Genomic DNA, 24,054 nt, shown 5'->3' on the forward strand with positions numbered 1-24,054 from the left:
AGAGGAGGGGTTACCCTTGCGCGCATGAGCGCTGTTGCCCCAATGCCGGACATACCGGATATTCACACCACTGCTGGCAAGATTGCTGACCTCGAGCGCCGGCTCGACCAGGCCGCGCACGCCGGGTCGGCGGCGGCCGTGGAGAAGCAGCACGCCAAAGGCAAGATGACGGCCCGCGAGCGCGTGCTGGCCCTGCTCGACGAGGGCTCGTTCGTGGAGTTCGACGAGTTCGCCCGGCACCGGTCCACGATGTTCGGGCTGGAGACCCGCCGGCCGTACGGCGACGGGGTGATCACCGGCTACGGCACCGTGGACGGCCGCCAGGTCTGCGTCTTCTCGCAGGACGTGACGATCTTCGGCGGCTCCCTCGGCGAGGTCTACGGCGAGAAGATCGTCAAGGTGCTGGACATGGCGCTGAAGACCGGCTGCCCGGTCATCGGCATCAACGAGGGCGGCGGCGCGCGCATCCAGGAGGGCGTGGTCGCGCTCGGCCTCTACGCGGAGATCTTCAAGCGCAACGTGCACGCCTCAGGCGTGATCCCGCAGATCTCGCTGATCATGGGCGCCGCGGCGGGCGGGCACGTCTACTCCCCCGCGCTGACCGACTTCGTGGTCATGGTCGACCAGACCTCGCAGATGTTCATCACCGGACCCGACGTGATCAAGACCGTGACGGGCGAGGAGGTCACGTTCGAGGAGCTCGGCGGGGCGCACACGCACAACACGAAGTCGGGCGTGGCCCACTATCAGGCGTCCAACGAGGAGGACGCGCTGGAGTACGTCAAGACGCTGCTGTCCTACCTGCCGTCCAACAACCTGGACGAGGCCCCGGTGTTCGAGCCGGCCGCCGACCTGGAGCCCGACGCGGAGCTCGACACGCTGATCCCCGACTCGGCCAACCAGCCGTACGACATGCACCGGGTGATCGAGCACGTGCTCGACGACGGGGAGTTCCTGGAGGTCCACGCGCTGTTCGCGCCGAACCTGGTGGTGGGCTACGGCCGCGTGGACGGCCAGTCGGTGGGTGTGGTGGCCAACCAGCCGATGCATTTCGCCGGCTGCCTGGATATCGACGCTTCCGAGAAGGCGGCACGATTTATTCGAACATGTGACGCTTTCAATATCCCGATCCTCACTTTTGTTGATGTTCCGGGTTTCCTCCCTGGAACCGATCAGGAATGGAACGGAATCATCCGTCGCGGCGCCAAGCTGCTCTACGCCTACGCCGAGGCCACCGTCCCGCTGATCACGGTCATCACCCGTAAGGCCTACGGCGGCGCGTACGACGTCATGGGGTCCAAGCACCTCGGCGCGGACGTCAACCTGGCCTGGCCGACGGCGCAGATCGCGGTGATGGGCGCGCAGGGCGCGGTCAACATCCTCTACCGGCGCGAACTGGCCGCGGCCGGTGACGCCGACGCCGAACGGGCCAGGCTGGTGACCGAGTACGAGGACACCCTGGCCAATCCGTACATCGCGGCCGAGCGCGGCTACGTCGACTCGGTGATCAAGCCGTCCGAGACGCGGGCGCACGTCGTCCGGGCCCTGCGGGCGCTGCGGAACAAGCGGGCCACGCTGCCCCCGAAGAAGCATGGGAACATCCCGCTATGAGCGGACATCTGCGGATTGTCCGGGGCGACGCGACCGCCGAGGAGATCGCCGCTCTCGTGGCCGTCCTCGCGGCTCGTCAGGTCGCTCCGGAGCCTCCAGCCCCGCCCAGAACACAAACATGGCGAAACCCATCAAGAGCCATGCGTAAGCCGCTCTCTCCAGGGAAGTCGGCTTGGCGGACGAGCGGCCTACCCTAGATAGATCCCGGGAAACGGGTGTCAAGTTCTCCGGGAGTTGGGACTATCTAGAGAAAGTGGACGTATATAGTCGGCCGATCAACTAACGCCGCGGCCTGGAGGACGACATGGCCATCCCAGACCTCATGCCGCACCCTGTGGCAGCTAAGTACGCCGTCCTGGTGGACGTCGGTTATCTCTACGCTGCAGCAGGTGAAGTGCTGCTTGGCGCGAAGGAACGCAAGGAATATCGGGTGGCCGCGGATGAGCTGATCCAGAGCCTCCAGAAACATGCATTGGAACGTATTTCCGGCGAACTCCTGCGGATCTATTGGTATGACGCAGCCCGTGACCGCGTGCCCACCGTCGATCAGCGGGTCATCGCCCAGCTCCCCTGGGTCAAGGTACGGCTTGGCAACCTCAACGCCCGTGGCCAGCAGAAGGGTGTCGACGCGCAGATCAGGAGCGACCTGGAGGCGCTGGCCCGACACCACGCGGTGACCGACACCATTCTGCTGGCGGGCGACGAGGACATGGTGCCCGCCGTCGAGGCGGCCCAGGCGTACGGCGTTCGCATCCACCTGTGGGGCGTCGAGCCGCCGTACGGCACCAACCAGGCCGAACGCCTCGTTTGGGAGTCCGACACCGTCGAAGTGATCACCGCTGATTTCCTGAGGCCCTTTTTCAGCCGTGCTCCGCAGCCCGTTCCGGTCGCACCGCCGGCCGCCGCCCCGTCGCCCGCCCAGGTGTTCGCCGGACGGGCTCCGGTCAAGCCGCACGTCAAGCCCGGACAGGTCGCCAAGCTCGGGCCCAGCCGCCCCCGGGTCGAGGACGTCGGCGAGCACGTGGCCCAGAAGTGGATCCTCACCCGGGGCCGCGACAACATCCGCGACCTGCTGCCGGGGCCGATCCTGCCGACCGTCATCGACACCGAGCTGCTGATCGAGGCGGAGAAGGAGCTCGGCCACTCGCTGCGCCCGTTCCCCGAGGCCCGGGTCTGGCTGCGCGACGGGTTCTGGGCGCGCGTCTACCGGGAGTTCGACCTGGGGGTCGGGGTCTCGTCCAAGTGAGCTGACCAGGGCCTCCGGCGTGGCGACGGAGGCCCTGCCCGAATCAGCCTCTCCAGAGAGTCCGATTTCCGCCACTCACCGGCTCCGACCTGCTCACCCGCGATTTCACGGTGAGGTCCGATTTCCGCCGGTCACCCGATGCCACCAGTGCGTATCGTCGAAGACATGGCACCCACCGAGCTCGACTTCGACTCCTGCTACCGGGCGGTCTCCGCGCGGGACGCCCGGTTCGACGGGCGCTTCTACACGGCGGTGACGACGACGCGCATCTACTGCCGCCCGATCTGCCCGGCCCGCACCCCGGCGACGCGCAACGTGCGCTTCTACCGCCACGCGGCCTCGGCGGAGGCGGCCGGGTTCCGCCCCTGCAAGCGCTGCCGCCCCGAGCTCTCCCCCGGCGACCCCGGCTGGGACCTGCGCGGCGACCTCGTCGGCCGGGCCCTGCGGCTCATCGACGACGGCGACGCCGACGACAGCGGCGTGGCCGGGCTGGCCAGGCGGCTGCACATCACCGAACGCCACCTGCACCGGCTGTTCGTCGCCGAGCTGGGCGTGGGGCCGCTCGCGGTGGCCCGGACGAAGCGGTTGCTGCTGGCCAAGCAGTTGCTGACCGAGACCGCTCTGCCGGTGACCTCGGTGGCGTTCGCGGCCGGGTTCGGCAGTGTCCGGCAGTTCAACGCGGCCATGCGCGAGACGTACGGCTTCACGCCGAGCGAGCTGCGCGCCACGGCCCGCGGGCCCGCGGCGGCCCGCGCCGTCCGCGACGGTTCCGCCCCCGACAACGGGGTGGCCGCCGCCCCGGCGGTGTTCCGGTTGCGCCTGCACCGGCGGGAGCCGTACGACGTGGAGGGGGTGTTCGGTTTCCTGGCCTCGCGGGCCATCCCGGGGCTGGAGCTGGCCGATGCCACCTCCTACAGCCGGGCCGTCCCAGGCGGCACGATCACGCTCACCCCGAAGCCCGGCCACCTGGCCCTGGACGTCGAGGTGGACGACACCCGGCAGCTCGCCCGCATCGTGGCCCGCTGCCGCCGCCTGCTCGACCTCGACGCCGATCCGCACGCGATCGCCGCCGCGCTGGGCCAGACGTCGCTGGCCCCGCTGGTCGAGGCGCGTCCGGGGCTGCGGGTGCCGGGCACGTTCGACGGTTTCGAGCTGGCCGTACGCGCCGTGGTGGGGCAGCAGATCTCGGTCGCCGGAGCGCGCACCCTGCTGGGCCGCGTCGTGGCCAGAGCCGGGCGGGGCACCGAGGGCACCGGCCTCACACACCTCTTCCCCACCCCGGCCGAGCTCGCCGAGGCCGACCTGCAGGGTCTCGGCCTGACCAATCGCCGGATCGCCACCCTCAAGGAGCTGGCCTCCCGTACGAGCGGCGGCCGGATCGACCTCGACGGCGGCCAGGATCCGGCCGAAGCCGTGACCGAGCTGCTCCAGGTCCCCGGCATCGGCCCCTGGACGGCGAGCTACATCGCGCTGCGCGCGCTGCGCGACCCCGACGCCTGGCCCGTCGGCGACCTGGTGCTCACCAAGCGCCTGGCCTGCCTGGGCATTCCCGATGACCACATCGAACGGTGGCGCCCCTGGCGGGCCTACGCCGCCCTGCACCTATGGAGTTCATCATGATCGAAGCACAGGTCCTGCCGACCCCGATCGGCCCGCTGTCCCTGCTGACGCGCGAGGGCGTGCTCGTCGCGGGCGGCTTCACCGCCGACCCCGAGGAGATGTACGCGCGGCTCGCGCCGGCCCTGCGAGCCGAGGGCCTGGACGCGGTCGACGACCTCGGCCCCGCCGGCCAGGCGGTCCGCGACTACTTCGACGGCGACCTCACGGCCCTCGACGCCATCGCGGTCGAGCAGCCGGGCAGCGCCACCCGCCGGCGCCTGCACCAGGCTCTGCGCGAGGTGAAGCCCGGCACCACGGTCTCCTACGCCCAGCTCGCCGAACGCGCCGGGCTGCCCAGGACGGCCGCCCGCGCGGCGGGCTCGGCCTGCGCCCAGAACCTGATCGCGCCGTTCGTCCCCTGCCACCGCGTCCTGCCCAGTACGGGCGGATTCGGGGGCTACTACTACGGCACTCCGGTAAAGGAATGGCTGCTGGCTCACGAAGCGGGAAAACTTTCGGTCACGACCTGACAGCGGTCGGTAACATCCCCGGGTGACCGGATCTTACGAGCACAAGAGCGAGTTCATCATCAGCTGGCTCCGCAAGGAGCGAGCCAGATCGGCGCCTCGGTCCGTGATCGGTTTCCTCGACGCTCGCGGCATCCCCGTGACCGACGAGGCCCGGGCCCGCATCTCCGGATGCACGGACGAGGCGCTGCTCGACGAGTGGACGTTCAAAGCGCTCAGCGTGCGAAGCGTTGACGAGTTGTTCGACTGATCAGAGCCTGGCGAGGGCCGGTACGGCAAGCCCGTACCGGCCCTTCGGCGTCTGAGCGGACCTGGGCTAAGGGTTGCGCACGTTGCTCTGCACCTCACCGACCGGCACGTCGCGCGTGGCGCTCACCTCGACCGGCGCGAACTGGAACGGCACCACCCGGTCGGCCACCTGGACCGGCCAGGTGCTCGACACGGTCAGCTCATAGACCTCGCGCGGCTGGTCGATCGATGCCCGCAGATACTGCACGCCGCAGGTGAACGCCGCCCCCTTGACGTAAGGGGTGCCGACCTGGCCACAGCCGTCCTGCACCACCTTCGCGCGGTCGTCGGTGGTGCCCGACGTGATCGTGATGTTCTGCCGCGTAGCGACCACGGTCGCGCTCATGATGCCCGGCAGCGTCGCGGTGACCGAACGCTGAGAGTCGCCGGGGTTGTCGAGCCAGACGAAGGTGGGCAGGTTGACGTAGCTCTTGACGTCGGGATTGAGCTTGATCACCGGCTCGGGCACGGTCAACGCGGCCCTCGCGATCTCCGCCAGCTGCTCGAACGTGATCCCGGAAGGCGGCGTGGTGTCGGGCGGCACGAAGAGGAACAGCTCCAGCTCGGCCCAGCACGCCGCGCCCTCTGGGTGGCTCGTGTCGTAGGCGGGTGTCCACCAGCGGCCCGGCTGGCCCTTCTTGTCCTTGAACTGCTGGACGAACCTGTCGAAGCTCCGGTCGTCGGCCTTGATCCTGGCGAACTGGGTGCGGGGGTCGGTCTGGAACTTCAGCATCGCGTCGGCGTCCAGGCCCGGTTCGTACCAGCAGGGACTCTTGACGCGGTAGCCGTCGCTCTTGCCGCCCTTGACGTCGCCCTTCAGGACGATGCTGGAGTTGGACAGCGTGATGCCCCGCTCGTTGCCGCGCTCGGTGCCCTCGATCGTCGTGTCGCCACCCGGCTTGGGGGTGGGGGCGAGGACCAGCAGCCCGGCGACCAGTGCCGGGACCAAGGGGTTCATCGTTTGCACCTTTCGTCGTCGGACACGAGTGCCCTGATGCGCCACACACCGTCGTCGCCGCGGTGCGCGAGCGCGGCCTGGTGGTAGGGCTCGCGCGTCCAGTCGGGCTGGGACGTCACCGCCTTACCGGTGCGCGTGGAGATCAGGCGCAGCTCTGACTCGTCCACGCACATGTCGATCTGGGCCCCCTTGCTCCGGGCGGCGCTGACGCGCAGGTCGTAGAGCCGCGCGACACCGCGCAGCGACTGGTCGGTGTCGGTGAACTCCCGGATCCACTCGGTCGCCTGCACCTCCGCGTCGATCTCCAGGTCGCGGCTGTAACGATCGACGCCGGTGACCACGGCCTTGCGGGTGCCGAGGTAGTAGTTGGTCAGCACCTTCAGCAGCGGGTCGGGGTTCGCCGGCCACTCGATGCGCACCCTCATCCCGTCGCCGACCGCGACCGTCCGCGGCCCGGCCGTGGGCGAGGCCCGCGCCGCCGTCTTCGCCGGGGACGCCGCCTCGCGCGGGGTGTAGGGCCGCTCGGCCTGGGCTGCGCATCCTGCCACCAGCAGCGCCAACGCCACGGCCCCCCTCATAACCCCCGTCATAGCCCCCCTCATGGCCGCCCTCATAGCCCCCCTCATAGCCCCCGTCATGGCCCCCGTCATGGCCCCCGTCATGGCAGCCCCCGAGCGGACTCTCGATAGGGCCCCCGACGGGACCAGCCGCATCACGCCAGCGCCTTTCCCACCCGTAGGCGGGCGTTCAGTCGCGTATGAGTGCTCGCTGCCGACCTGGCACCGAGGTGGCCGTCGCTTCCGTGAACGGCCGGTCATACGCCCTGGCACGTCCCTTTGCGGTGAACCCGTCACACGTCTCATGCGGTGGACTCCCTCACCACGTGCAGGCGCCACGACGGCAGCAGCTCGTCGATGAGCGCCTCGGTCTCGGGGGCCGGCCCGCCGCCGTACGCGTGCGAACCGGCCCTTCTGGTCAACGCCTCGATGACCGCGCGCAGCCGTACGAGATCGCCCGTGGCGTGGGTGGCGCGCAGCAGGTCGCGCCAGAGCCCCTCGTCGTCGGCGGCGAGCAGCAGGCCGGCCCGGACGGCCGCGACGGCGGCGTCCGGCTCGCCGTGCGCCAGCCTGATCTCGCACAGGCGGTGCGCGGCGTCGGCGACCCCGGCCGTCACGTCGTACTCCAGCTCGTCGGCGGCCAGCCAGGAGTATCGGCCCGACGGACGCCCGCTCAGCAGGGGGCCTCTGACCAGGCCGAGCGCTCGCTCCAGGAGCACGGTCCGCGCGCTGGGATCGCCGTGGGACCGGCGAACCATCTCGCGGAACAGCGCCCAGTCGGTGCGGACCTCGGGCCCCAGTCTGAGCCTGCCGGCCTCGTCGACGCGCAGGTGCCGCTTGCCGAGCCAGGCGGCGACCCGGGCGATCGTCGCGTCTCTGACCATGGGCTGCACGCCCCGCGGCCACAGCACGCCGCCCAGGACGACCGGGTGCACGCCTCCGGGATGGGTGGCGAGGTAGACCAGCAGCTCGGCGGCGAGCGCCATCCGGCCTTCCTCCAGCGGGTCGAGACCGACGATCTCGATGGGTCCGAGCATCCGCACCTCGACGGCGGGCAGGCCGTAGTCGGCGAGCGGCTCGGCCTCGGGGACGGCCTCGCCGTCGAGCTGCTCGGTCGTGCGGAACAGCGCGACCAGGGCCTGGTAGTGGCGGCGGGGCAGGAGCTGCGCGGTCACCTCGAAGCCGAGTTCGGCGATCTTCGCCTTGCCGTCGTCGGTGATCTCCAGGGTCCAGGTGGCGTGCGGCACGTCGCCGGTCACCACGTACCCGGCCGTGTCCTTGCGGGCCAGCAGCGCCAGCCGTCTCGCCTCGTCGTGGTTCGGCGTCACCGCCGACAGCAGGTAGTGGGCATCGCGCGGGCGGCCGGTGATCCGGCCGGTCAGCACCTCCTGGCGGGGTGTCGCGGTCGCCTCCAACTCGGGCAGCACCTCGGCCAGGCCGCCCACGGCCCTGATGCGGTCGGGGGCGATCGCGGTCAGCTCCTCACCGAAGCCGACGAGCGTGATGCGCATGCGGTCGGACCACCGGTTGGTGGCCAGCTCGACGGCCAGCGCGGCGAGGGCGGCGGTGGTCTGCCTGCCCCGGATGTTGATCAGGCCCTGCGTGGCCTCCAGGTCGATCAGCACCCGTCCGCTCGCGTCGGTGCCGAGAGACACCAGCCCCGGGTAGGGGGCGCCGCCCAGCGGACTCTCCTGCGAATCGGGCAGCAGGCGCCCCTCGTGGGCGGACAGCCGCCACACCTGGCCACCGTCCTGGGCGGTCCAGGGGGCGGGCGCGTCACCGTCGGGCGGATGGATCCACAGGTCGAGGTTGCCCGGTGACAGGTGGGCCGCGTAGACGGTCGGCGGGGTGCGGCCGGCCGCGGCCAGTTCGGCGCCGAGCAGTCTCAGGCCGACGTCGAGAATCCGGGTGCCGGGCGCGTCGGCGCCCAGCCGGAGCGCCACCTCGGCCTCGGCGGCGTCGTCGCGCGGGCGCACGATGCGGTGGCCGAACGCGCGCCGCCACAGCTGAGCCCGGCGCCGCCTGCCGAGCACGGCCAGCAACCCGGCGGCGGCCAATGACGCCCCGGCGAGATACTCGACGAGCTCCAGCCCAGGACGCTGCTCCGCCGGACCCTGTTCTTCGGCCGGGCGCTGTTCTTTGGTCGGGCGCTGCTGGTCGGCCGGACGCTGCTGGTCGGCAGTGTCCCGCCGAGTGTCGCGCGTCTCGCCGGCCTCGTGTTCTCCCTGCTTCCTCTCGACCGTCTGCTGCTGCTCCGCGCCGACACGAGCCGGGCTGGTCGAGGCTCTGCCGGGGTGTTCGCGCAGGGTCTCGGCACGCGGCTGCCTGGCGGGTACGACGTGCACGTTGCGCGCGTCGTCGGGCATGTCGAGCACCCAGCCCGGCCTGATCAGGTCGGCCATCCGGAGGCGGGCGCCGTCGGGTTGTTCCTTGTGCTGGTTGAGCTGGAAGATCTCCGGATATCGCCGGCCGTCGCCCAGGCACTTCTCGGCGATCTCCCACAGGCTCTCGTGGTGGCGGCCGTGCGGCGGCTGCACCACGTACACCTTCTTGCTCCGCTGGGTCTCCAGCGGCTGCTCCACGACCGGAGTCGAGAACGCGACCGCGGCCATGGGCGGCGGGGCGGGCGGCGGTGTGCCGAGCCGCGCGATGGGCACGGCCGCCGCCCCAACGGTGAACAGCAGCAGCACCGCCGAGACCAGCCGGTTGGCCAGCCACTGGGTGCCGCCGGACAACGGCACCCTGGCCGGCATGCCGATCCGGCGGACCCCGGCGTACACCTCGACGATCACGCACGCGACCAGCTGCAGCCAGGCCAGCCAGACGAGCAGGACCAGCACGGCGGTGATCGTGGACGGGCCGACGCGGCTGGTGAGCAGGTCGAGGTCGAGCAGTTGCGGCCCGAGCGGCGGCCCGACGAACGTGAGCAGGGCATAGGGGACGCCGCCGACGAGCGCCACCAGCACCACGAGTGCCGCGAGCCCCGCGAACACGTCGCCGGCGGACCGCCTCGCCGGGATGCGCGCGGGCGGCCGCACGGGCACCCGCCCGGGTGGACGCACCGGCTCTCGCGTGGGCATCGCTTCTCCTTTCTCGCGTCCAGCGTCCTTCCGCACCGATCTCCGGGCCACCAAGTGGTCGGAATCGGTCTGACTCATCTGGCCTCGGGTCCGGCCGTCGCCGTGCCCTCCATCTCGGTGCCGGGGAAGCCGATGGCGCCGAGGAAGAACGCGGTCCAGGACACCTTGACGGTGACCGTCACCGCGGTCTGCTCCTGCTCCACGGCGCAGGCGCCGGTGGACACGTCGTCACCGCCGTGAGCCGCGATCACCTCATCGGCCCTGGCGCACACCTGGCCCTCGTCCAGCAGCCGGGTCTGACCGGTGGCGCGCAGGTGGTCGACGTCGATCGTGTCGGCGCCCGCGCGAGCGGCCTGCTCGGCGACGTCGGCGGCCCGCAGCCGGGCGTTGATCGCCGCCCCGCCGTCGACCAGCAGCCCGGCGAGCAGGAAGACGACCACGGAGAAGAGCACGGTGAACACCGACATGGACCCGCGCTCCCCTGCCAGCCGGGAGCTCACTCGATCCTCCGCAGTTGTTCCAGCGGCACCACGGCCGTGCCGGTCATCTGTTTGGTGCCGTTGAATCCCAGGAAGCTCAGATCCAGCTCGCAGGTGACCTCGGCCCGCACCTGACCGCCCGCCTCCCACTCGGATCCGGCCAGCGAGACGGCGGGCTGCGCGCACCGCCCCTGCAGCGCGGCCGTGGTGGTCGCCTCGGCGGCCGTGCCGGCGTCGTCCAACGTGCGCTGCACCGAGGCGGCCCTGGCCGCGTCCCTGGCGGCCCCGTTGACCTGGCCCTGAGCTTCGACCAGCCGGCCGGCTCCGGCCAGGAACATCAGGAAGAGCAGGAAGACCGGTGCGAGCATGACCGTCTCCACGGCCATCGACCCCCGCTCGCCTCCCACCGCCCGGCTTACGGCCCCCGCACGATCCACCGCCGCCGCCCGATCCACGGCCCCCGCCCGATCCACCGCCGCCGCCCGATCCACGGCCCCCGCACGATGCACGGCCCCCGCCCAGCGGACGGCCTTCACCCGGCGTGCGACTCCCGCCTGGTCTCCGGCTCCCGGCTCCCGGGCGCCGGCGCGGTCTGCTCGGCCCGTCTCGTGGTGGCTCATCCGCAGTCGTCACCCCCGTCGTCGGGCCGGAAGCACTCCACCGGACCGCCCGCGGTGGCCGTGATCGTGAAGGTGAGCTCGGGCAGCAGCGGAATGACCTGGACGGCGCTGCCCGTGACCGTGACGAACCGCTGGTCGGGCTCCCTGACCGAGGTCGTGGCGGTGGCGTCGGAGAGCAGCCGGGGGCCGATCGCCCGCACGATGGACGTGGCCTTGGTCTGGGCCTCGCCCTCCCAGGAGCCCGAGTCGAAAGGGGCCGAGCGGGCTACCCGGGCGCCCTCGCGGGCGGCGGCCTCCGCGACCTGGCGGCCGTGGAACCAGAGCGTCACCTGCACGATGAGGAGTACGACCGCGAGGACGACCGGCATCAGCAGGGCCAGCTCGACCACCGTGACACCGCGTTCGCGACGGAGCCGGTGTTCGCGACGAAGTCCGAGTTCGCGAACGAGCCAACGTTCACGACGGAGCCGGTGTTCGCGAACGAGCCAACGTTCACGACGGAGCCGGTGTTCGCGAACGAGCCGACGTTCACGACGGAGCCGGTGTTCGCGAACGAGCCGACGTTCACGACGGAGCAGGGACGAGATCACGTGTCCCCGCTGCCGCCACCGAAGGAGTTCTGGATGTCGTTCTGCCTCTGCTCCACGAGCGTCTTGATCAGCGTGGCGAGGCCGAGCGCGACGCCGGCGATGATGGCGGTGATGATCACCCATTCGACAGCGGAGGCCCCCCGGCTGGGCGCCGTGCGGGCGCGATGGACGCGGACACCGAGGTAGGCCCGCAGGTAGATGATCCAGGGATGGTTCATGAGGACCCCAACATCTTCATAGCGGCTGGAAAACTGAGAAAAATCACGAAACCCGCGCAGAGCAGGAGCTGTGCCACGAGCATCGACTGGGAGCGTTCGCCGGCCCGGCCCTCGATCTCCGCGAGCTCGCGTCGGCGCAGGGTGGCCGCTCTGGCCGTCAGCGAGGCCCGGACCTTCGCGCCGTCGTCGGCGACCAGGCCGAGCGCGGCCGACAGGTCGCGCAGCTCGTCGACGTTGATCTCCTCGCCGAGCTGGCCGAGCGCCTGCCACGGGGTGATGCCGACGATCCGGGCCCCGCTGAGCGCGTCGCGGATGCGGGCCATCGCCCAGTTGGGCTGGTCGCCGCTGACCGAGACCGCCATCATCAGCGCCTCGGGAACGCCCCGGCCGCCCGCGAGGTTCATGGAGACCAGGTCGAGGAACGCGCCGACCACGTGCCTGAAGTCACGCCGCCGCGCCGCGGCGTCGCGCTTGACCTGTACGTCGGGCAGGAAGAAGAAGAACAGGGCGGCGAGCACGGCGGCCCAGAACGGGATCGCGAGCGACGTGCCCCACTCCATCAGCACCAGCCAGCCGAGCAGCACGGGGAAGGCCAGCAGCCCGGCCGCGGCGAGCAGCACTTTGGTGGCCAGGAAACCCTCGAACGACCGGCCGACCAGGGCCAGGTCGGCCTTGACCGAGCGGGCCTCCCAGCCGCGGGCGTGGTAGACGCGGGCCAGTCTGACGCCGAGACCCCGGCGGAAGGCGCTGACCTCCTCGTCGGGCAGCACGAGCTGGATGCGGGGCGCGCCCGCGTCCTCGCGCACCGCCTCGATCGCCAGCAACCGCGCCACCAGGCCTGGCTGGGCCGGGAAGATCGCGCGCAGCAGCAGGAACAGGCCGAACCCGAGCGCGCCGCCGGCCAGTACTCCTTCAACCATTGCCGCCTCCGACCAGCAGACGTGTGGGCTTGTCGAACCGGGCGAGCCGCCGCATCCAGGCGAACCCGGCGCCGAACAGCCCGGCCACGACGGCGAGCACCGCCTGGCCGAGCAGGCCGGTGTATTCGCCGACGTAGGACGGGTTGAACACGACGAGCAGGCCGGCGAAGACCAGTGCGGTGATCACCACGATCTGCACGCTGCGCCTCGTGGCGCGGCGTTCGGCCTCGACGCGGCGGCGCATGTCGAGCTCCTCGCGCGCCGACACCGCCAGCGCGCCCAGCACGTCGCGCAGACCCGGGCCGCGCAGCTTGGAGTTGAGGATCAGCGCGGCCACCACCAGGTCGGCCGACGGGTCGTCGAGCTCGTCGGCGAACAACGCCAGCGCGTCGGGCAACGCCATCCTGGTGTGCAGCCGGTCGACCATCGCCCGCAGGTGGGGTCTCAGCATGGGCGCGGCCGCCCTGATCGACGACGGGATGGCCTGTTCGAGCCCGGCCGCGCCGGCGATCGTGTCCCGCAGCGACTCGGTCCAGGCGGCCAGTCCTTCGAGTCTGCGCATCGCCGCGCGCTCCTCGGCCGCGCCGCCCGACAGACCGCGCCAGGCGAACACCAGCAGCACCGATCCCACGGCGACCACCGGCCAGCGGGTGACCGCCAGGACGACGACGGCCACGACCGCGGCGATCGCGCCGCGCGTGGTCAGCATCCTGACCAGGTGGCGCTCGGGCTGCGACGGCTTGGGGCGCAGGCCGTACAGGGAGAGGACGAGCAGGAAGACGCCGCCGCCGACGGCGGCGCCGGCGAACAGCGCCAGCGGGTCGAGAGGGATCATCACCAGCCTCCCGGGTGGTAGCCGTGGGCGGCGAGCTCCTGCAGGCAGGAGACGGGGGCGTGGGGCAGGGCGGAACCGTCGGGGCCCGGAGCGAACACCTCGCTCGACAGGACCCGGCCGTCACAGCCGTTGACCTCGCGGATGCTGGAGACGTAGCGGCGCAGGGTGCCGCCGCGGTCGTAGTCGTTGCGTTTCTCGACGAAGACCACGAAGTCGATGGCGCCGGCGATGAGCATGTGGGTGGCGTCGATGGGGAGGCGCTCGTTGGCCTGCAGGGCGTAGGTGGAGATGCGGTTGAACACCTCCATGCTGGAGTTGGCGTGGATGGTGGACAGGGAGCCGTCGTTGCCCTGCGTCATCGCGTTGAGCATGGTGACGATCTCGTCGCCGAGCACCTCGCCGACGATGACGCGGCTGGGGTTCATCCGGAGGGAGCGTCTGACCAGCTCGGCCATGGTGATCTCGCCCTGGCCCTCGGAGTTGGGCAGCCGCTGTTCGAAGGCGACCACGTTGGGGTGAAGCTCGGGGAACTGGTCGAGACCGAGCTCAAGCGCGCGTTCGACCGTGATCAGCCGCTCTCCGGCCGGGATCTCGTTGGCCAGGGCTCGCAGCAGGGTCGTCTTGCCGGCGTTGGTGGAGCCCGCGATCATGAGGTTTTTGCGGGCGGCGACCGCGGCCGTCAGGAACCGGCCGATCTCCGGGCTCAGTGTGCCGTTGCCCACCAGGTCGGACAGGAACACCTTGCCGAGGCGGGCGCGGCGGATCGACACGGCCGGCCTGAGCGTGACGTCCATGACGGCGCTCAGCCGCGAGCCGTCGGGCAGTCTCAGGTCGAGCTGCGGGTTGGCGGTGTCGAACGGCCTGCTCGACAGGCCCGAGTAGGCCGCCAGGATCTGGATCAGCTCGATCAGCTCCTCGTCGGACTCGGCGACCGGGTCGTGCGCGAGCTCCTGGCCGTCGGCGTAACCGACGAAGACCTTGTCGCAGCCGTTGATGTCGATGTTCTCGACGTCGGGGTCGTCGAGCAGCGGCTGGAGACGGCCCACGCCGAACAGCGCGGCGTGGATGCCGGCCGCCAGCGCCTCTTCCTCCTCGACCGTGGGCGGGGTGCGGCCCAGGCCGATCTCGTTGCGCGCGTGCTCCTCCAGCACCTGGGAGATCAGCGCCCTGGCGAACTGCCGCTCGTCCTCGCCGGTCATCGCGGCCAGGCCGTTGGCCTGGTCGAGCCGGCGCTGGTGGGCCAGGCGGTCGCCGACCTCCTGGCGGAAACGCTTCACGAGGGAGTGGTCGATCACGGGTGGCTCACCAGCCGTCCTGCGAGATCGCGTGCCGTACGGATGAGCAGCGAGCGGTCGAGCCGTCCGCCCCACTGGCCGCGCAGCAGCTCGGCCCCCTTGGGATCGTGGGCCAGGCCGTACACGAATCCGACGGTCGAGCCCACGATGCGGCGTACGTCGTCGATCGAGGAGCGGTAGTTGCGCGGGTCGGCGATCACGACGACGCCGTGAGCCTTCGTGATCGAGAGGCGTTCGCGCAGGTGCGCGACGTGGTCGAGGGTGGCTCTGGTGAGCAGCACGACCTTTTCGGCCTCGGCCAGCAGGTCGCCGAGCTGGGGGTGGGCGCCGAGGCGGCCGCAGTCGGCGATCACGTCGGCGTGCGGCACGGCGGCGAGCGAGCGGCCGAGCGGACCCCACAGCCAGGTCAGCCCGGCCGCCTGCTCGCCATGGGTGAGCCCGGCCAGCACGTCGAGCCCGCCCACGATCTTCTGTGTGTGCTCGTGAATCTGCGCGGGCTCCAGCCCGCGGCGCGCCGTCGCCGCCAGGGTGAGCAGGCCCTTGCCCGGGTTGAGCACGCCGCCGTCGGCGCTGGGCAGCCGGTAGGCGATGTCGCCGCCCGCGGGGTCGCACTCGGCGAGCAGCACGGGCCTCGGCCAGACGGCCGCCAGGGCCGTCGCGGCGGTGGTCACCCCTGGCGCGCCCTTGTCGGCGGCCAGCACGATCAGGGCCACCTCAGCGAGCCCCGGGCAGCACGGCCACCGCGATCTCACCGCTGGAGGCGTATCTGACGATCTCCGGTGACGCCGTCGAGTCGACGATCACGGTGATCTGCCCGCTGCCGCCGGTCCTGCCCGGCGCTCCGACGCTGACCACGAGGGCGCTCTGGGCGAGCACCCGGCTCTCGGTCTGGCTGGAACGGCCCGGCACGTGCACGATCTGCACCCGGTCTCCCTTGACGAGGCCGGCCGGCGCCTGGCCGGGCTTGAGCGCGAGACCCACCTTGGCCTTACCGGGGCCCAGCTCCTGGCTGGCCGTGACGCCCATGTCGTCGATGAACAGGGTGCCGGGCAGGATGGTGACCGCGGCGAAGCTGTCGAGCACCTTCTGCCGCTCGGACCAGCTGACGTAGTCGATGCCGGTGTCGGCGATCTGCACCTCTTCGATCGACTGCTCGGTGAACGGCTGGCCCGCGCCGACCTGCTCGGTGATCCTGATCGCGGAGATCCGGTCTCCGCTGCGCATCACGAGCAGTGTCGTGGCCAGCGCCCCGCCCAGGATGAGGAGCACCGCGAGGGCCGCCAGGGCAGGCTTCCGCTCGCGGGGTGGGACGGGGAGCTTGCGCGAGGCCGGGCCGGACAACCCCGCCGTGTTGACGGCAGGGTTGACGGCAGGCTTTTCGCTGGTCCTCATGGGTCGGGGGCTCCCATTTGTGAAATGTCGAATTCACGCCATTATGTGCAACCGCGCGGTGAGGCGGGGCTGGAACGCGAGGAACCATGCTCGTTTCGCAGGTAGGGCGGTGTCAACTCGACGAAATCCATGCCAGTTTTTTCTAGCGAGTTGACGCGCATACTTTCTACAGCTATGAGTCACATCTTTAACATGTGCAGCACTGTTCACTGATGTTTCGGGATTTACGGGCTCAGGAGCCTTTTGATCGTTTGCCCCGAACCCTGCCATTTGGTTTCTCGACTGCCGCCATCTGACCTCTGGCCTGTGGCGATGGTGACCCTACTCGCCATCGCCGACGACCCTGACACACGCCCGCCGCTTTTCGGTCCGCCTCATCGAGGGCTTTCGTCCTCGCATGAGGGGCGAGCCGGACTTACCCGCGTCACGCACCCGGAGAAGCCTTTCGAAGGGGTCTACCTGCGGTCGAATGCGGCAAATAGCATGTATGACCGGCGACCGCGAGCTTTTCCACAGACTTTTCGGTGGCGGGCCAGTTATCCACAACTTGCGGATTCCATGCCGTTGCCGTCAACCAGCGGGCTTAACGTCGCTTCGGGCGCTACCTTGGCGCCGAGTTCCGACCGAGGAGACGGCCCATGCGGATCATGCTCACCGTGCTCGGCGAGCAGGGCGACCGTGATGTCGTGATCGACGGCGACGACGGCGCCACGGTCGCCGGGGTGAGCGAGGCGCTCGGCGGTCAGGAGCTGCTCGCCAAGGTCGTCCGGCTGCCCCAGGCGCGGGCGCCCTACGGCATGTCGGATCCCGGCCGCGCGGCTTCCATGCCCGACTCCCGCCGGTCGGCGCCCGGGTGGGAGGAGCGGTCTCCACGCGGGCCCGGGCAAGCGGGCGCACCACGCCGGCCAGACTGGGGCGAGCATGTCGGTGAGCCGGGCTGGGGCACGACACTGTGGCGCAACGGGCGGCCTCTTGACCCCAGGGCCCCGGCCACGGCGGTGCTGCGTGACGGCGACAAGGTCACGCTCGATCCCCGCCTGGCGAGGTCCACGATCATCGAGGAGCCGGGCGGGGTGGCCGAGGTGCGGGTCGTGGGCGGCCCCGCCGCCGGCGCGGTGCACCGCCTGGGGCTCGGGGTGCACGTCATCGGGTCCGATCCCATGTGCGCGATCGCCGTGGCGGACCCGATGCTGGCGCCCGAGGCGGTCACCCTCCGCGTCACCCCTGACGCGATCACCGCGGAGCCCGCGCGGCGGGCGCCGCCTGAGCAGGCCCCGCGGCTGCGGCTCAAGGGCCGGTGGGCCGAGGAGGTCGCCGAGCTCACCGCGCGGGTCGCGGAGCGGGAGGCGGCCGAGCTGTCTCCCGACATCTGGCAGAGCCCCGAGCTGGACGCGCGGCCGCTCACCGAGGCGGTTGACTGGCCCGAGCACGCGGTGCTGACCTGCGGGTCATCCGTGTTCACCCTGACCGCGATCGAGCCGCAGGACGCCCACCTCGCGCCTCGCCCCGAGGGGGGCGTGGCCTACAACCGGCCGCCCCGGCTGCGCCGCACCGAGGGACAACGGGCGTTCAAGAAGCCGCAGGAGCCGCGGCGAGCCGAGGGGATGCGGCTGCAACTGCTGGCCGCGTTCCTGCCCGCGGTGGTGGGCGTGACGCTCTCCTACGTGCTGGGTCAGTGGTATTTCCTGCTCTTCGCCCTGATGACCCCAGTGATCATGATCGGGCAGTGGTGGAGCGATCGCCGTCATGGCAGAAAGCAGCATCGGAAGGCGGCCAAGGAGTTCAAGGAGCGGCTGGAGGCCTACGAGACAGCCGTCGAGCGAACCAGGGCTCAGGACGAGCTGGAGCGCAGGGCCGACGCGCCCGACCCCGCCCAGGTGCTGCTCACCGCCACGGGGCCGCGCAGGCGGTTGTGGGAGCGGCGCATCCACGACCCCGACTCGCTCCGGCTCAGGGTCGGTCTGGCCGACCTGCCCGCCGGCCTGGAGCTCACCGAGGAGCAGACCGGCGGCCCCCTCGACCCGCCGGTCTGCCGCGCCGTGCCCGTGGCGCTGGCCATGCGCAGGCTCGGCGTGGCCGGCGTCACCGGCCCGCGCGACGCCGCCGTCGGCCTGGCCGGTTGGCTGATCGGGCAGGCCGCGACCCTGCACAGCCCACGTGACCTCGCCATCGTGGTCCTGTCGGCGCATCCCGACGGTGAGCGCCGCTGGGGCTGGGTGCGCTGGCTGCCGCACTGCGCGCCGCGCGGCGGCGAGGACTGCGTGGCACTGATCGGCACCGACCCCGATTCCGCCGCGCGCCGCGTCGCCGAGCTGGCCTCCCTGATCGACGAGCGCCAGAACACCTCGATCCCCGAGCTGGGCAAGATTCCCACCGGGTGGGACGACCTCGGCGGTCCCGAGGCGCCCGCCTTCGCCACCTTCGACGAGCGCCCCTACGACGTGCTGGTCGTGCTCGACGGCGCCCAGGTCCTGCGCGGACTGCCCGGCATGCCGCAGGTGCTGCGTCAGGGCCCGCGCACGGGCGTCTTCACCCTGGCTCTCGACGACGACCAGCGGCTGCTGCCCGAGGAGTGCGCGACGGTCGCGGCGTGCGGGGCCGACGGGCTCGTCCAGCTGCGAGGCGGCGGGCTCGACGTCATCGGCCCGGTGCTGGGCGATCTCGTCTCACCGTCGTGGTGCGACCGGCTGGCCAGGGCGCTCGCGCCGATCCGCGACGTGAGCCGCGACGACCCCTCGGGCAACCTGCCCGGCGCGGTCCGCCTGCTCGACCTGCTGGGCCTGCGCTCCCCCTCCGGCCAGGAGATCGCCGCCCGCTGGCACGACCGGGGCTCGACCAAGGCCGTGATCGGTGTCGGCCCGGACGGCCGCTTCTCGGTCGACCTCGGCCTCGACGGTCCGCACGGGCTGATCGCCGGCACCACCGGAGCGGGCAAGTCCGAGCTGCTGCAGACCCTGATCTGCTCGCTCGCGGTGGCCAACCGCCCCGACCAGCTGACGTTCGTGCTGATCGACTACAAGGGCGGCGCCGCGTTCAAGGAGTGCGTACGACTGCCGCACACGGTCGGCATGGTCAGCGACCTCGACGGCCACCTGACCCAGCGGGCCCTCGACTCCCTCGCCGCCGAGGTCCGCCGCCGCGAGCGTCTGCTTCTGGCGGCCGGCGCCAAGGACATCGACGACTACACCGGTGACCCGCTGCCGCGGCTGGTGCTGATCATCGACGAGTTCGCGGCGCTGGTGGCCGAGTTGCCCGACTTCGTGGCCGGACTCGTCGACATCGCCCGCCGTGGCCGCTCGTTGGGCATCCACCTCATCCTGGCCACCCAGCGACCGGCCGGTGTGGTGACGGCCGACATCCAGGCCAACACCTCGCTGCGGATCGCGCTCCGGGTCACCGAGCCCATGGAGTCGACGGACGTGATCGACCTGCCGGACGCGGCCCACATCTCCAAGTCGACGCCGGGCCGCTGCTACGTGAAGTCCGGCGTGGGCGCCGCGACGGCCGTCCAGACGGCCCGAGTGGGAGGTCGAAGCCCCCTGCCCGCCTCCGCGCCCCGCCCCCGCCCCTCAACCGGAAGCGGCCCGTCGGGGGGTGGCTTCTCCACAGGTGGCTTCTCCACAGGTGGTTCCTCCGTGGGCGACGCCTCCAGCAGCGGTTCCTCGGGCGGCGGTTCCTCGGGCAGCGGTTCCTCGGGCGGCATCAGGAGAGGACCTCTCAGGAGCGACGTTCCAGGAAGCGGAGCGGCCAGAGGCGGCCTCTCCGAAGGCAGTTTCTCTGGGAGTGGCCCGAGCCTTTCCGGAGACAGCCCCTCTGGGAGTGGTCCCAGGAGGCTGTCCCCCTACCGGGACGGCGCTCCTGGCCGGCGACCCGTCACCGGGCTCCACGCGGCTCCGCCCCCTCTCCGCCCGGCATCGCATCCGCCGGAGGGTGGTCATGACGCGGGGAGCCTTCCCGGAGTGGGGAGGCCGGGTGGCGTGATCGGGATCGGGGGAGGCGTCGAGGACAGCGGGCCGGTGCGGGTGGTCGAGGTCGACTGGCGGTCGCTGGGCCGGGCGCTGCCCGCGCCGGCTGAGCCCACGGAGGAGTCGGCGGTCACCGACCTGTCGATCCTGGCCGACGCGGTCATCGAAGCCACCCGGCTGACCGGCGTACGGCAGCAGCCGAGTCCGTGGCTGGAGCCGCTCCCCACGCGGTTCGTCCTCGACGAGGTGTTCGGGGAGAACGGGGCACAGGCCGGATCGACGCCAGGGTCGCTCACGAAACCGGGGTCGCTCACGGGGCCTGGCTGGCTCGGGCCGGACGCGTGGCCCACGCGAGGCTCGAAGGGATTCGGCGCTGGCACCTTCACCGGTCAGGGAACGTTCGGCGAGGTGCGGCCGCTGGTGTTCGGGGTCACGGACCGGCCGTGGGCGCAGGACCGGCGTCCGCTCGCGCTGGACCTGAGCCACGGCGGTCACCTTCTCATCGCCGGCGCGGCACGCAGCGGAAGGTCCACGGCGCTGCGCACGATCGCGGGCGCGATCGCCGCCCAGGCCGCTCCCGCCGACGTGCACATCCACGCGATCGACTGCGGCTCGGGCGCGCTGCTGCCTCTCGTGGCGATGCCGCACTGCGGCGCCGTCGTGACCCGCGACCAGCTCGATCGCGTCGAACGGCTTCTCTCCAGGTTGCGGGCCGAGGTGGGTCGCCGCCAGCAGTTGCTGGCCGAGGCCGGCCACGCCTCGCTGGCCGAATACCGTCAGGCCGGGCATCGCCTGCCCTGGCTGGTGTTCATGCTCGACCGCTGGGAGGGGTTCGTCGCCGCGTTCGAGGGCTACGACTACGGCCGGCTGCCCGAGGCGTTGCTGCAGTTGCTGCGGGAGGGGCCGGCGGTCGGGTTGCGCGCGGTCGTCACCGGCGACCGTTCGAGCCTGATGGGCCAGGTGTCCACGGTGTTCGACGACCGGCTGATCCTGCGCCTGGCGGATCCATCCGACTACGGCCTGGCCGGGCTGCCCATCAAGGGGCTCCCGTCGTCCATCCCACCCGGCCGCGCCCTGTCGTTGGGGGAGCACGGCATCGTGGAGCACCAGATCGCGCTGCTCTCCAGCGATCCCTCGGGGCCCGCCCAGGTGGCGGCCCTGCAGTCTCTGTCCCGTACCCTCACCGCCGGCTCCCGGCACTCGGAAGGAGAGCGGCCGCTGCGGGTGGACGCGCTGCCGGTGCGGATCACCGCGAGCCAGACGTTCGACCTCGTGCCCGGTTTCCAGCCTCCCTCTCCCCTCTGGGCGCTGATCGGCGCGGGAGGCGACGCGCTGACGCCCCAGGGGATCGACCTGCTCGCCCAAGGGCCAGGCGCGGTGATCGCCGGGCCCGCGCGCTCGGGACGCTCCTCAACGCTGCTCACGGCCGCGAGCTCGCTGATCTCGTCCGGCACGCCCGTCATCGCCGTGACTCCCAGACGGAGCCTGTTGCGGACCCTGGAGGGGACTCTCGCCGTGCTGGACGGCAGCAGCGACAAGCTCCCGGAGTTGGTCGCCGGGCTGGAGCGCTATGTGGTGCTGGTGGACGACGCCGAGCTCGTCAACCCCGACTCACCGCTCGGGATGGCGCTGGACGAGGTGCTCCGATCGGGAAGGGACGGCGAGCACGGGCTGATCATCGCCGGGACCACAGGTGACCTGGCCACCTCCTTCCGGGGCTTCACGGCTGAGACGCGTAAGGCTCGGACGGGCTTACTGCTGTCGGTGCAGAGTCCTTCCGACGGAGACCTCTTCACCATCCGGCTGCCGCGCGGCACCGTCGGCGGGCCCCCCGGACGCGGTCTCCTTGTCATCGCGGGCGCGACTGTGCCGGTGCAGGCCGCCCTTCCGGATGCCGGCGCCTGAAGAAAGCGAGCCCCCGCCATCGCGTGAGCGGTGGAGGGGGCCAGCGCCGAATGCCTGTCAGCGAATGGTGTCGTCGACGACGTCCTTGGCGGGGCCGCCCCACACGTCGTCGTCCTCCACGAGCCAGGTGGACGTCTCGCTCGTGCGTTCCTCGCCGCCGCCCGCGCCCATGCCGCCCATGGGCATGAAGGGCATCCCCATGCCGGGCATGCCGGTCGTATTACCTCCGGCGCGGAGAAGGTTGGCGCCGTTCGTGTTCACAGGAACGTTCGTGCCAATGTTCGTGCCGGGGCCTGTGCCTGGGACCGTCCCCACGCCCGGGACCGTCGCCGAGGGGTTGCCTGCGGGCAGAAGCGTGGTGGGCGAGGTCGAGGCGTTGGGGCCCGTGGTGGAGAACGGCGGGGTGTCCAGCTTCGGCGGCTGGTAGTCGGACAGGCCGGTCGACCGTGGGTCGGTGCCGTTGGGATTCGTGACGCCGTTGAGACCGCCGGGGTTCAAGGAGGGATTGGTCCCCGGCTGATCGATGCCCGGGATGTTCCCGTTCACGTCGCCGTTTCCTGGCCCGTTGGCGTTCGGGTCCGTGATGTTCGGATCCGTAACGTTCGGGTCCGTCGCGTTCGGATCCACGGCGTTCGGGTCTGTGGCGTTCGGATCCGTCGCGTTCGGATCCACGGCGTTCGGGTCTGTGGCGTTCGGATCCGTGATGTTCGGGTTGTTACCGTTCTTGGGACCGGTCGTGGGCCCGTTGTCCTGAGGGAGGTTCCCATTGGGATCAGGGGAGTAGTTCGGATTACCTCTGTCAGGAAGGTCAACCGTGGGGTACTTGGGAGCCTGGTGATTGTTCTGATCTGGGGTGGGCCAAGTGAGCTTGGGCAGGTCTTCGGTCAAGGAGGCGGGCAGCAGATCGTGCCAGGTGCCCAGCGCTTTGTTGAGCTCTTTCAGGTGCTCGGTCGCCTTTTTGTTATCCGTGGATATGCTCACCCCGCCGTCCTCGAAGAACAGGCCATAAATCGAGTCATTATGACTGAACCCGTCGTCCCAGTTGAACCCACCGGAGTCCTTGAAGGAGGGGATGACGGTCTTGCCGAGCGATTGGAGGGGACGCCCCATACGGTTGGCATTGTCGCCGAGCGCTTCGAGCGCACCATGCACGCTTCGCAACGCCTGCTGCGCCTTGACCGATGCCTTGCCGCCCCAGACGTCTGCCATCGCCTTGCCTGCGTCTTCGACGGCCCGCCTCGCCACCTCCAGCGTGGAAGAGGCGTTGAGATAGGCGTCACCAGCCTTCTCGATGGCCCGCGGATCGACCGAATCCAAGATTCTCTTGACCTTGTCCACAGGTTGCTCACCGTGGACGGCGAAGTCCCCCTCCGCTCTGACCTGGTACTCCCTCATCCGGGAATCCCCCCATTACTCGCAAGCCTTTCAACCGCCTCGTAATCGTTGGCCCCGGCGTAGATCAGCGCGATGGCCGTGCGATAGTCGTCGACGATCCCCCTGTAGATCTCCGTGAAGTGCTCGTTGCCCTGCTTCAGGCTCTTGTGCAGGGTCTCCCCGGCCTCCCAGTCGTCTGTGCCGGCGTAGGGCACCCGCGTCGCCTCCGACATATGCGACAGAGAGCCAGGCATCCCCCCGGCGAGCCGATCAAGCTCTTGCTCAAGGTCCTTGGCGATCTTCTTCAACTTGTCAGGGCTGAACGTGATCCCATCCCTGTCGGGATCGAGCCCGGGCCAGTCCTTGCCGGGATTGAGGCCAGGCAAGCCAAGCCGTTCGTCCGGATCCGCCATAGCACACCTCCAGTTCGATCAAGAGCCTAGTAGCCCAAAGGCCACGTCGTACAGAAAAAGGACATAGCTCCCAGCGGATTCAGCGTGATCTGGCGTGGAACCCCGGGCGTTTACGCCCGGGAGGAAACGACAGCGCGGGAGGGCCGCCAAGGCCCGAGCGGTGCGGTGACCGGTAGGCCGTG

Annotated in this window: 22 protein-coding genes; 7 read left to right on the forward strand and 15 right to left on the reverse strand. The window is 70.8% G+C overall.

The annotated features are described in order from the left end of the window. The first annotated feature begins 24 nt into the window (after window positions 1–24). The 6 genes from IEY82_RS34485 to IEY82_RS34510 all read left to right on the forward strand — a co-directional run bounded on the left by IEY82_RS34485 (window position 25) and on the right by IEY82_RS34510 (window position 5,233). Window positions 25–1,611, forward strand: a complete 1,587-nt coding sequence (locus IEY82_RS34485; RefSeq protein WP_189128471.1) for an acyl-CoA carboxylase subunit beta — start codon at window positions 25–27, stop codon at window positions 1,609–1,611. After that, entirely contained in the window at window positions 1,608–1,808 is a 201-nt protein-coding gene (locus tag IEY82_RS34490; protein WP_189128472.1) for an acyl-CoA carboxylase subunit epsilon, read from the forward strand. Before IEY82_RS34485 ends, IEY82_RS34490 begins: the two co-directional genes overlap by 4 nt. 107 nt (window positions 1,809–1,915) lie before the next feature. Continuing rightward, the gene (locus tag IEY82_RS34495; protein WP_189128473.1) at window positions 1,916–2,857 is read left to right on the forward strand and encodes an NYN domain-containing protein; all 942 of its coding nucleotides are present in this window, start codon (window positions 1,916–1,918) and stop codon (window positions 2,855–2,857) included. Window positions 2,858–3,022: 165 nt separating this feature from the next. Continuing rightward, a complete protein-coding gene (locus tag IEY82_RS34500) occupies window positions 3,023–4,477 on the forward strand; it encodes a DNA-3-methyladenine glycosylase 2 family protein (RefSeq protein ID WP_189128474.1) in 1,455 nt (484 codons plus the stop codon). Beyond that, window positions 4,474–4,986 (forward strand): methylated-DNA--[protein]-cysteine S-methyltransferase, encoded by a 513-nt coding sequence (locus IEY82_RS34505; protein WP_189128475.1) that lies wholly within the window; start codon window positions 4,474–4,476, stop codon window positions 4,984–4,986. Before IEY82_RS34500 ends, IEY82_RS34505 begins: the two co-directional genes overlap by 4 nt. Window positions 4,987–5,008: 22 nt before the next feature. Further along, on the forward strand, window positions 5,009–5,233 hold the full coding sequence (locus IEY82_RS34510) for a hypothetical protein (protein ID WP_189128476.1): 225 nt from the start codon (window positions 5,009–5,011) through the stop codon (window positions 5,231–5,233). 66 nt (window positions 5,234–5,299) lie between these two features. Here the strand turns inward: IEY82_RS34510 and IEY82_RS34515 are convergent, their stop codons facing one another. The 13 genes from IEY82_RS34515 to IEY82_RS34575 form a co-directional block, all read right to left on the reverse strand. Further along, window positions 5,300–6,229 (reverse strand): hypothetical protein, encoded by a 930-nt coding sequence (locus IEY82_RS34515; RefSeq protein WP_189128477.1) that lies wholly within the window; start codon window positions 6,227–6,229, stop codon window positions 5,300–5,302. Further along, window positions 6,226–6,807 (reverse strand): hypothetical protein, encoded by a 582-nt coding sequence (locus IEY82_RS34520; RefSeq protein WP_189128478.1) that lies wholly within the window; start codon window positions 6,805–6,807, stop codon window positions 6,226–6,228. The genes IEY82_RS34515 and IEY82_RS34520 overlap by 4 nt, the downstream gene beginning before the upstream one ends. A gap of 281 nt (window positions 6,808–7,088) precedes the next feature. After that, window positions 7,089–9,866: a BTAD domain-containing putative transcriptional regulator gene (locus IEY82_RS34525; protein WP_189128479.1), complete on the reverse strand. Its 2,778-nt coding sequence runs from the start codon at window positions 9,864–9,866 to the stop codon at window positions 7,089–7,091. A gap of 74 nt (window positions 9,867–9,940) precedes the next feature. Then, a complete protein-coding gene (locus IEY82_RS34530; RefSeq protein ID WP_225264112.1) occupies window positions 9,941–10,366 on the reverse strand; it encodes an Rv3654c family TadE-like protein in 426 nt (141 codons plus the stop codon). After that, window positions 10,363–10,965: a TadE/TadG family type IV pilus assembly protein gene (locus IEY82_RS34535; RefSeq protein WP_189128480.1), complete on the reverse strand. Its 603-nt coding sequence runs from the start codon at window positions 10,963–10,965 to the stop codon at window positions 10,363–10,365. The genes IEY82_RS34530 and IEY82_RS34535 overlap by 4 nt, the downstream gene beginning before the upstream one ends. After that, window positions 10,962–11,354 carry a TadE/TadG family type IV pilus assembly protein gene (locus tag IEY82_RS34540; RefSeq protein WP_225264110.1) on the reverse strand — a complete coding sequence of 131 codons (393 nt, stop codon included), beginning with the start codon at window positions 11,352–11,354 and terminating at the stop codon, window positions 10,962–10,964. The genes IEY82_RS34535 and IEY82_RS34540 overlap by 4 nt, the downstream gene beginning before the upstream one ends. Beyond that, entirely contained in the window at window positions 11,333–11,533 is a 201-nt protein-coding gene (locus tag IEY82_RS34545; RefSeq protein WP_189128481.1) for a hypothetical protein, read from the reverse strand. The genes IEY82_RS34540 and IEY82_RS34545 overlap by 22 nt, the downstream gene beginning before the upstream one ends. An 18-nt stretch (window positions 11,534–11,551) precedes the next feature. Further along, window positions 11,552–11,773, reverse strand: a complete 222-nt coding sequence (locus IEY82_RS34550) for a Flp family type IVb pilin (RefSeq protein ID WP_189128482.1) — start codon at window positions 11,771–11,773, stop codon at window positions 11,552–11,554. Next, window positions 11,770–12,693, reverse strand: a complete 924-nt coding sequence (locus IEY82_RS34555; protein ID WP_189128483.1) for a type II secretion system F family protein — start codon at window positions 12,691–12,693, stop codon at window positions 11,770–11,772. Before IEY82_RS34555 ends, IEY82_RS34550 begins: the two co-directional genes overlap by 4 nt. Next, window positions 12,686–13,528: a type II secretion system F family protein gene (locus IEY82_RS34560; protein ID WP_189128484.1), complete on the reverse strand. Its 843-nt coding sequence runs from the start codon at window positions 13,526–13,528 to the stop codon at window positions 12,686–12,688. The genes IEY82_RS34555 and IEY82_RS34560 overlap by 8 nt, the downstream gene beginning before the upstream one ends. Continuing rightward, window positions 13,528–14,823, reverse strand: coding sequence for a TadA family conjugal transfer-associated ATPase (locus IEY82_RS34565; RefSeq protein ID WP_225264108.1), 1,296 nt, complete (start codon window positions 14,821–14,823; stop codon window positions 13,528–13,530). The genes IEY82_RS34560 and IEY82_RS34565 overlap by 1 nt, the downstream gene beginning before the upstream one ends. Then, the gene (locus tag IEY82_RS34570; protein WP_225264107.1) at window positions 14,820–15,575 is read right to left on the reverse strand and encodes a CpaE/TadZ family protein; all 756 of its coding nucleotides are present in this window, start codon (window positions 15,573–15,575) and stop codon (window positions 14,820–14,822) included. Before IEY82_RS34570 ends, IEY82_RS34565 begins: the two co-directional genes overlap by 4 nt. Next, complete coding sequence (locus tag IEY82_RS34575; RefSeq protein ID WP_189128485.1) at window positions 15,538–16,215, reverse strand: hypothetical protein; 678 nt, start codon at window positions 16,213–16,215, stop codon at window positions 15,538–15,540. Before IEY82_RS34575 ends, IEY82_RS34570 begins: the two co-directional genes overlap by 38 nt. 638 nt (window positions 16,216–16,853) lie before the next feature. Here IEY82_RS34575 and IEY82_RS34580 point away from each other — a divergent pair. Then, complete coding sequence (locus IEY82_RS34580) at window positions 16,854–22,085, forward strand: FtsK/SpoIIIE domain-containing protein (RefSeq protein ID WP_225264105.1); 5,232 nt, start codon at window positions 16,854–16,856, stop codon at window positions 22,083–22,085. A gap of 57 nt (window positions 22,086–22,142) precedes the next feature. On the opposite strand, the gene IEY82_RS34585 is transcribed toward IEY82_RS34580, so the two are convergent. Beyond that, window positions 22,143–23,423, reverse strand: coding sequence for a WXG100 family type VII secretion target (locus tag IEY82_RS34585; protein WP_189128486.1), 1,281 nt, complete (start codon window positions 23,421–23,423; stop codon window positions 22,143–22,145). A 53-nt stretch (window positions 23,424–23,476) separates the two neighbouring features. After that, window positions 23,477–23,872, reverse strand: coding sequence for a hypothetical protein (locus IEY82_RS34590; RefSeq protein ID WP_189128487.1), 396 nt, complete (start codon window positions 23,870–23,872; stop codon window positions 23,477–23,479). Window positions 23,873–24,054 lie beyond the last annotated feature (182 nt).

Source organism: Nonomuraea cavernae (assembly GCF_014646355.1).
GTDB classification, from domain to species: domain Bacteria; phylum Actinomycetota; class Actinomycetes; order Streptosporangiales; family Streptosporangiaceae; genus Nonomuraea; species Nonomuraea cavernae.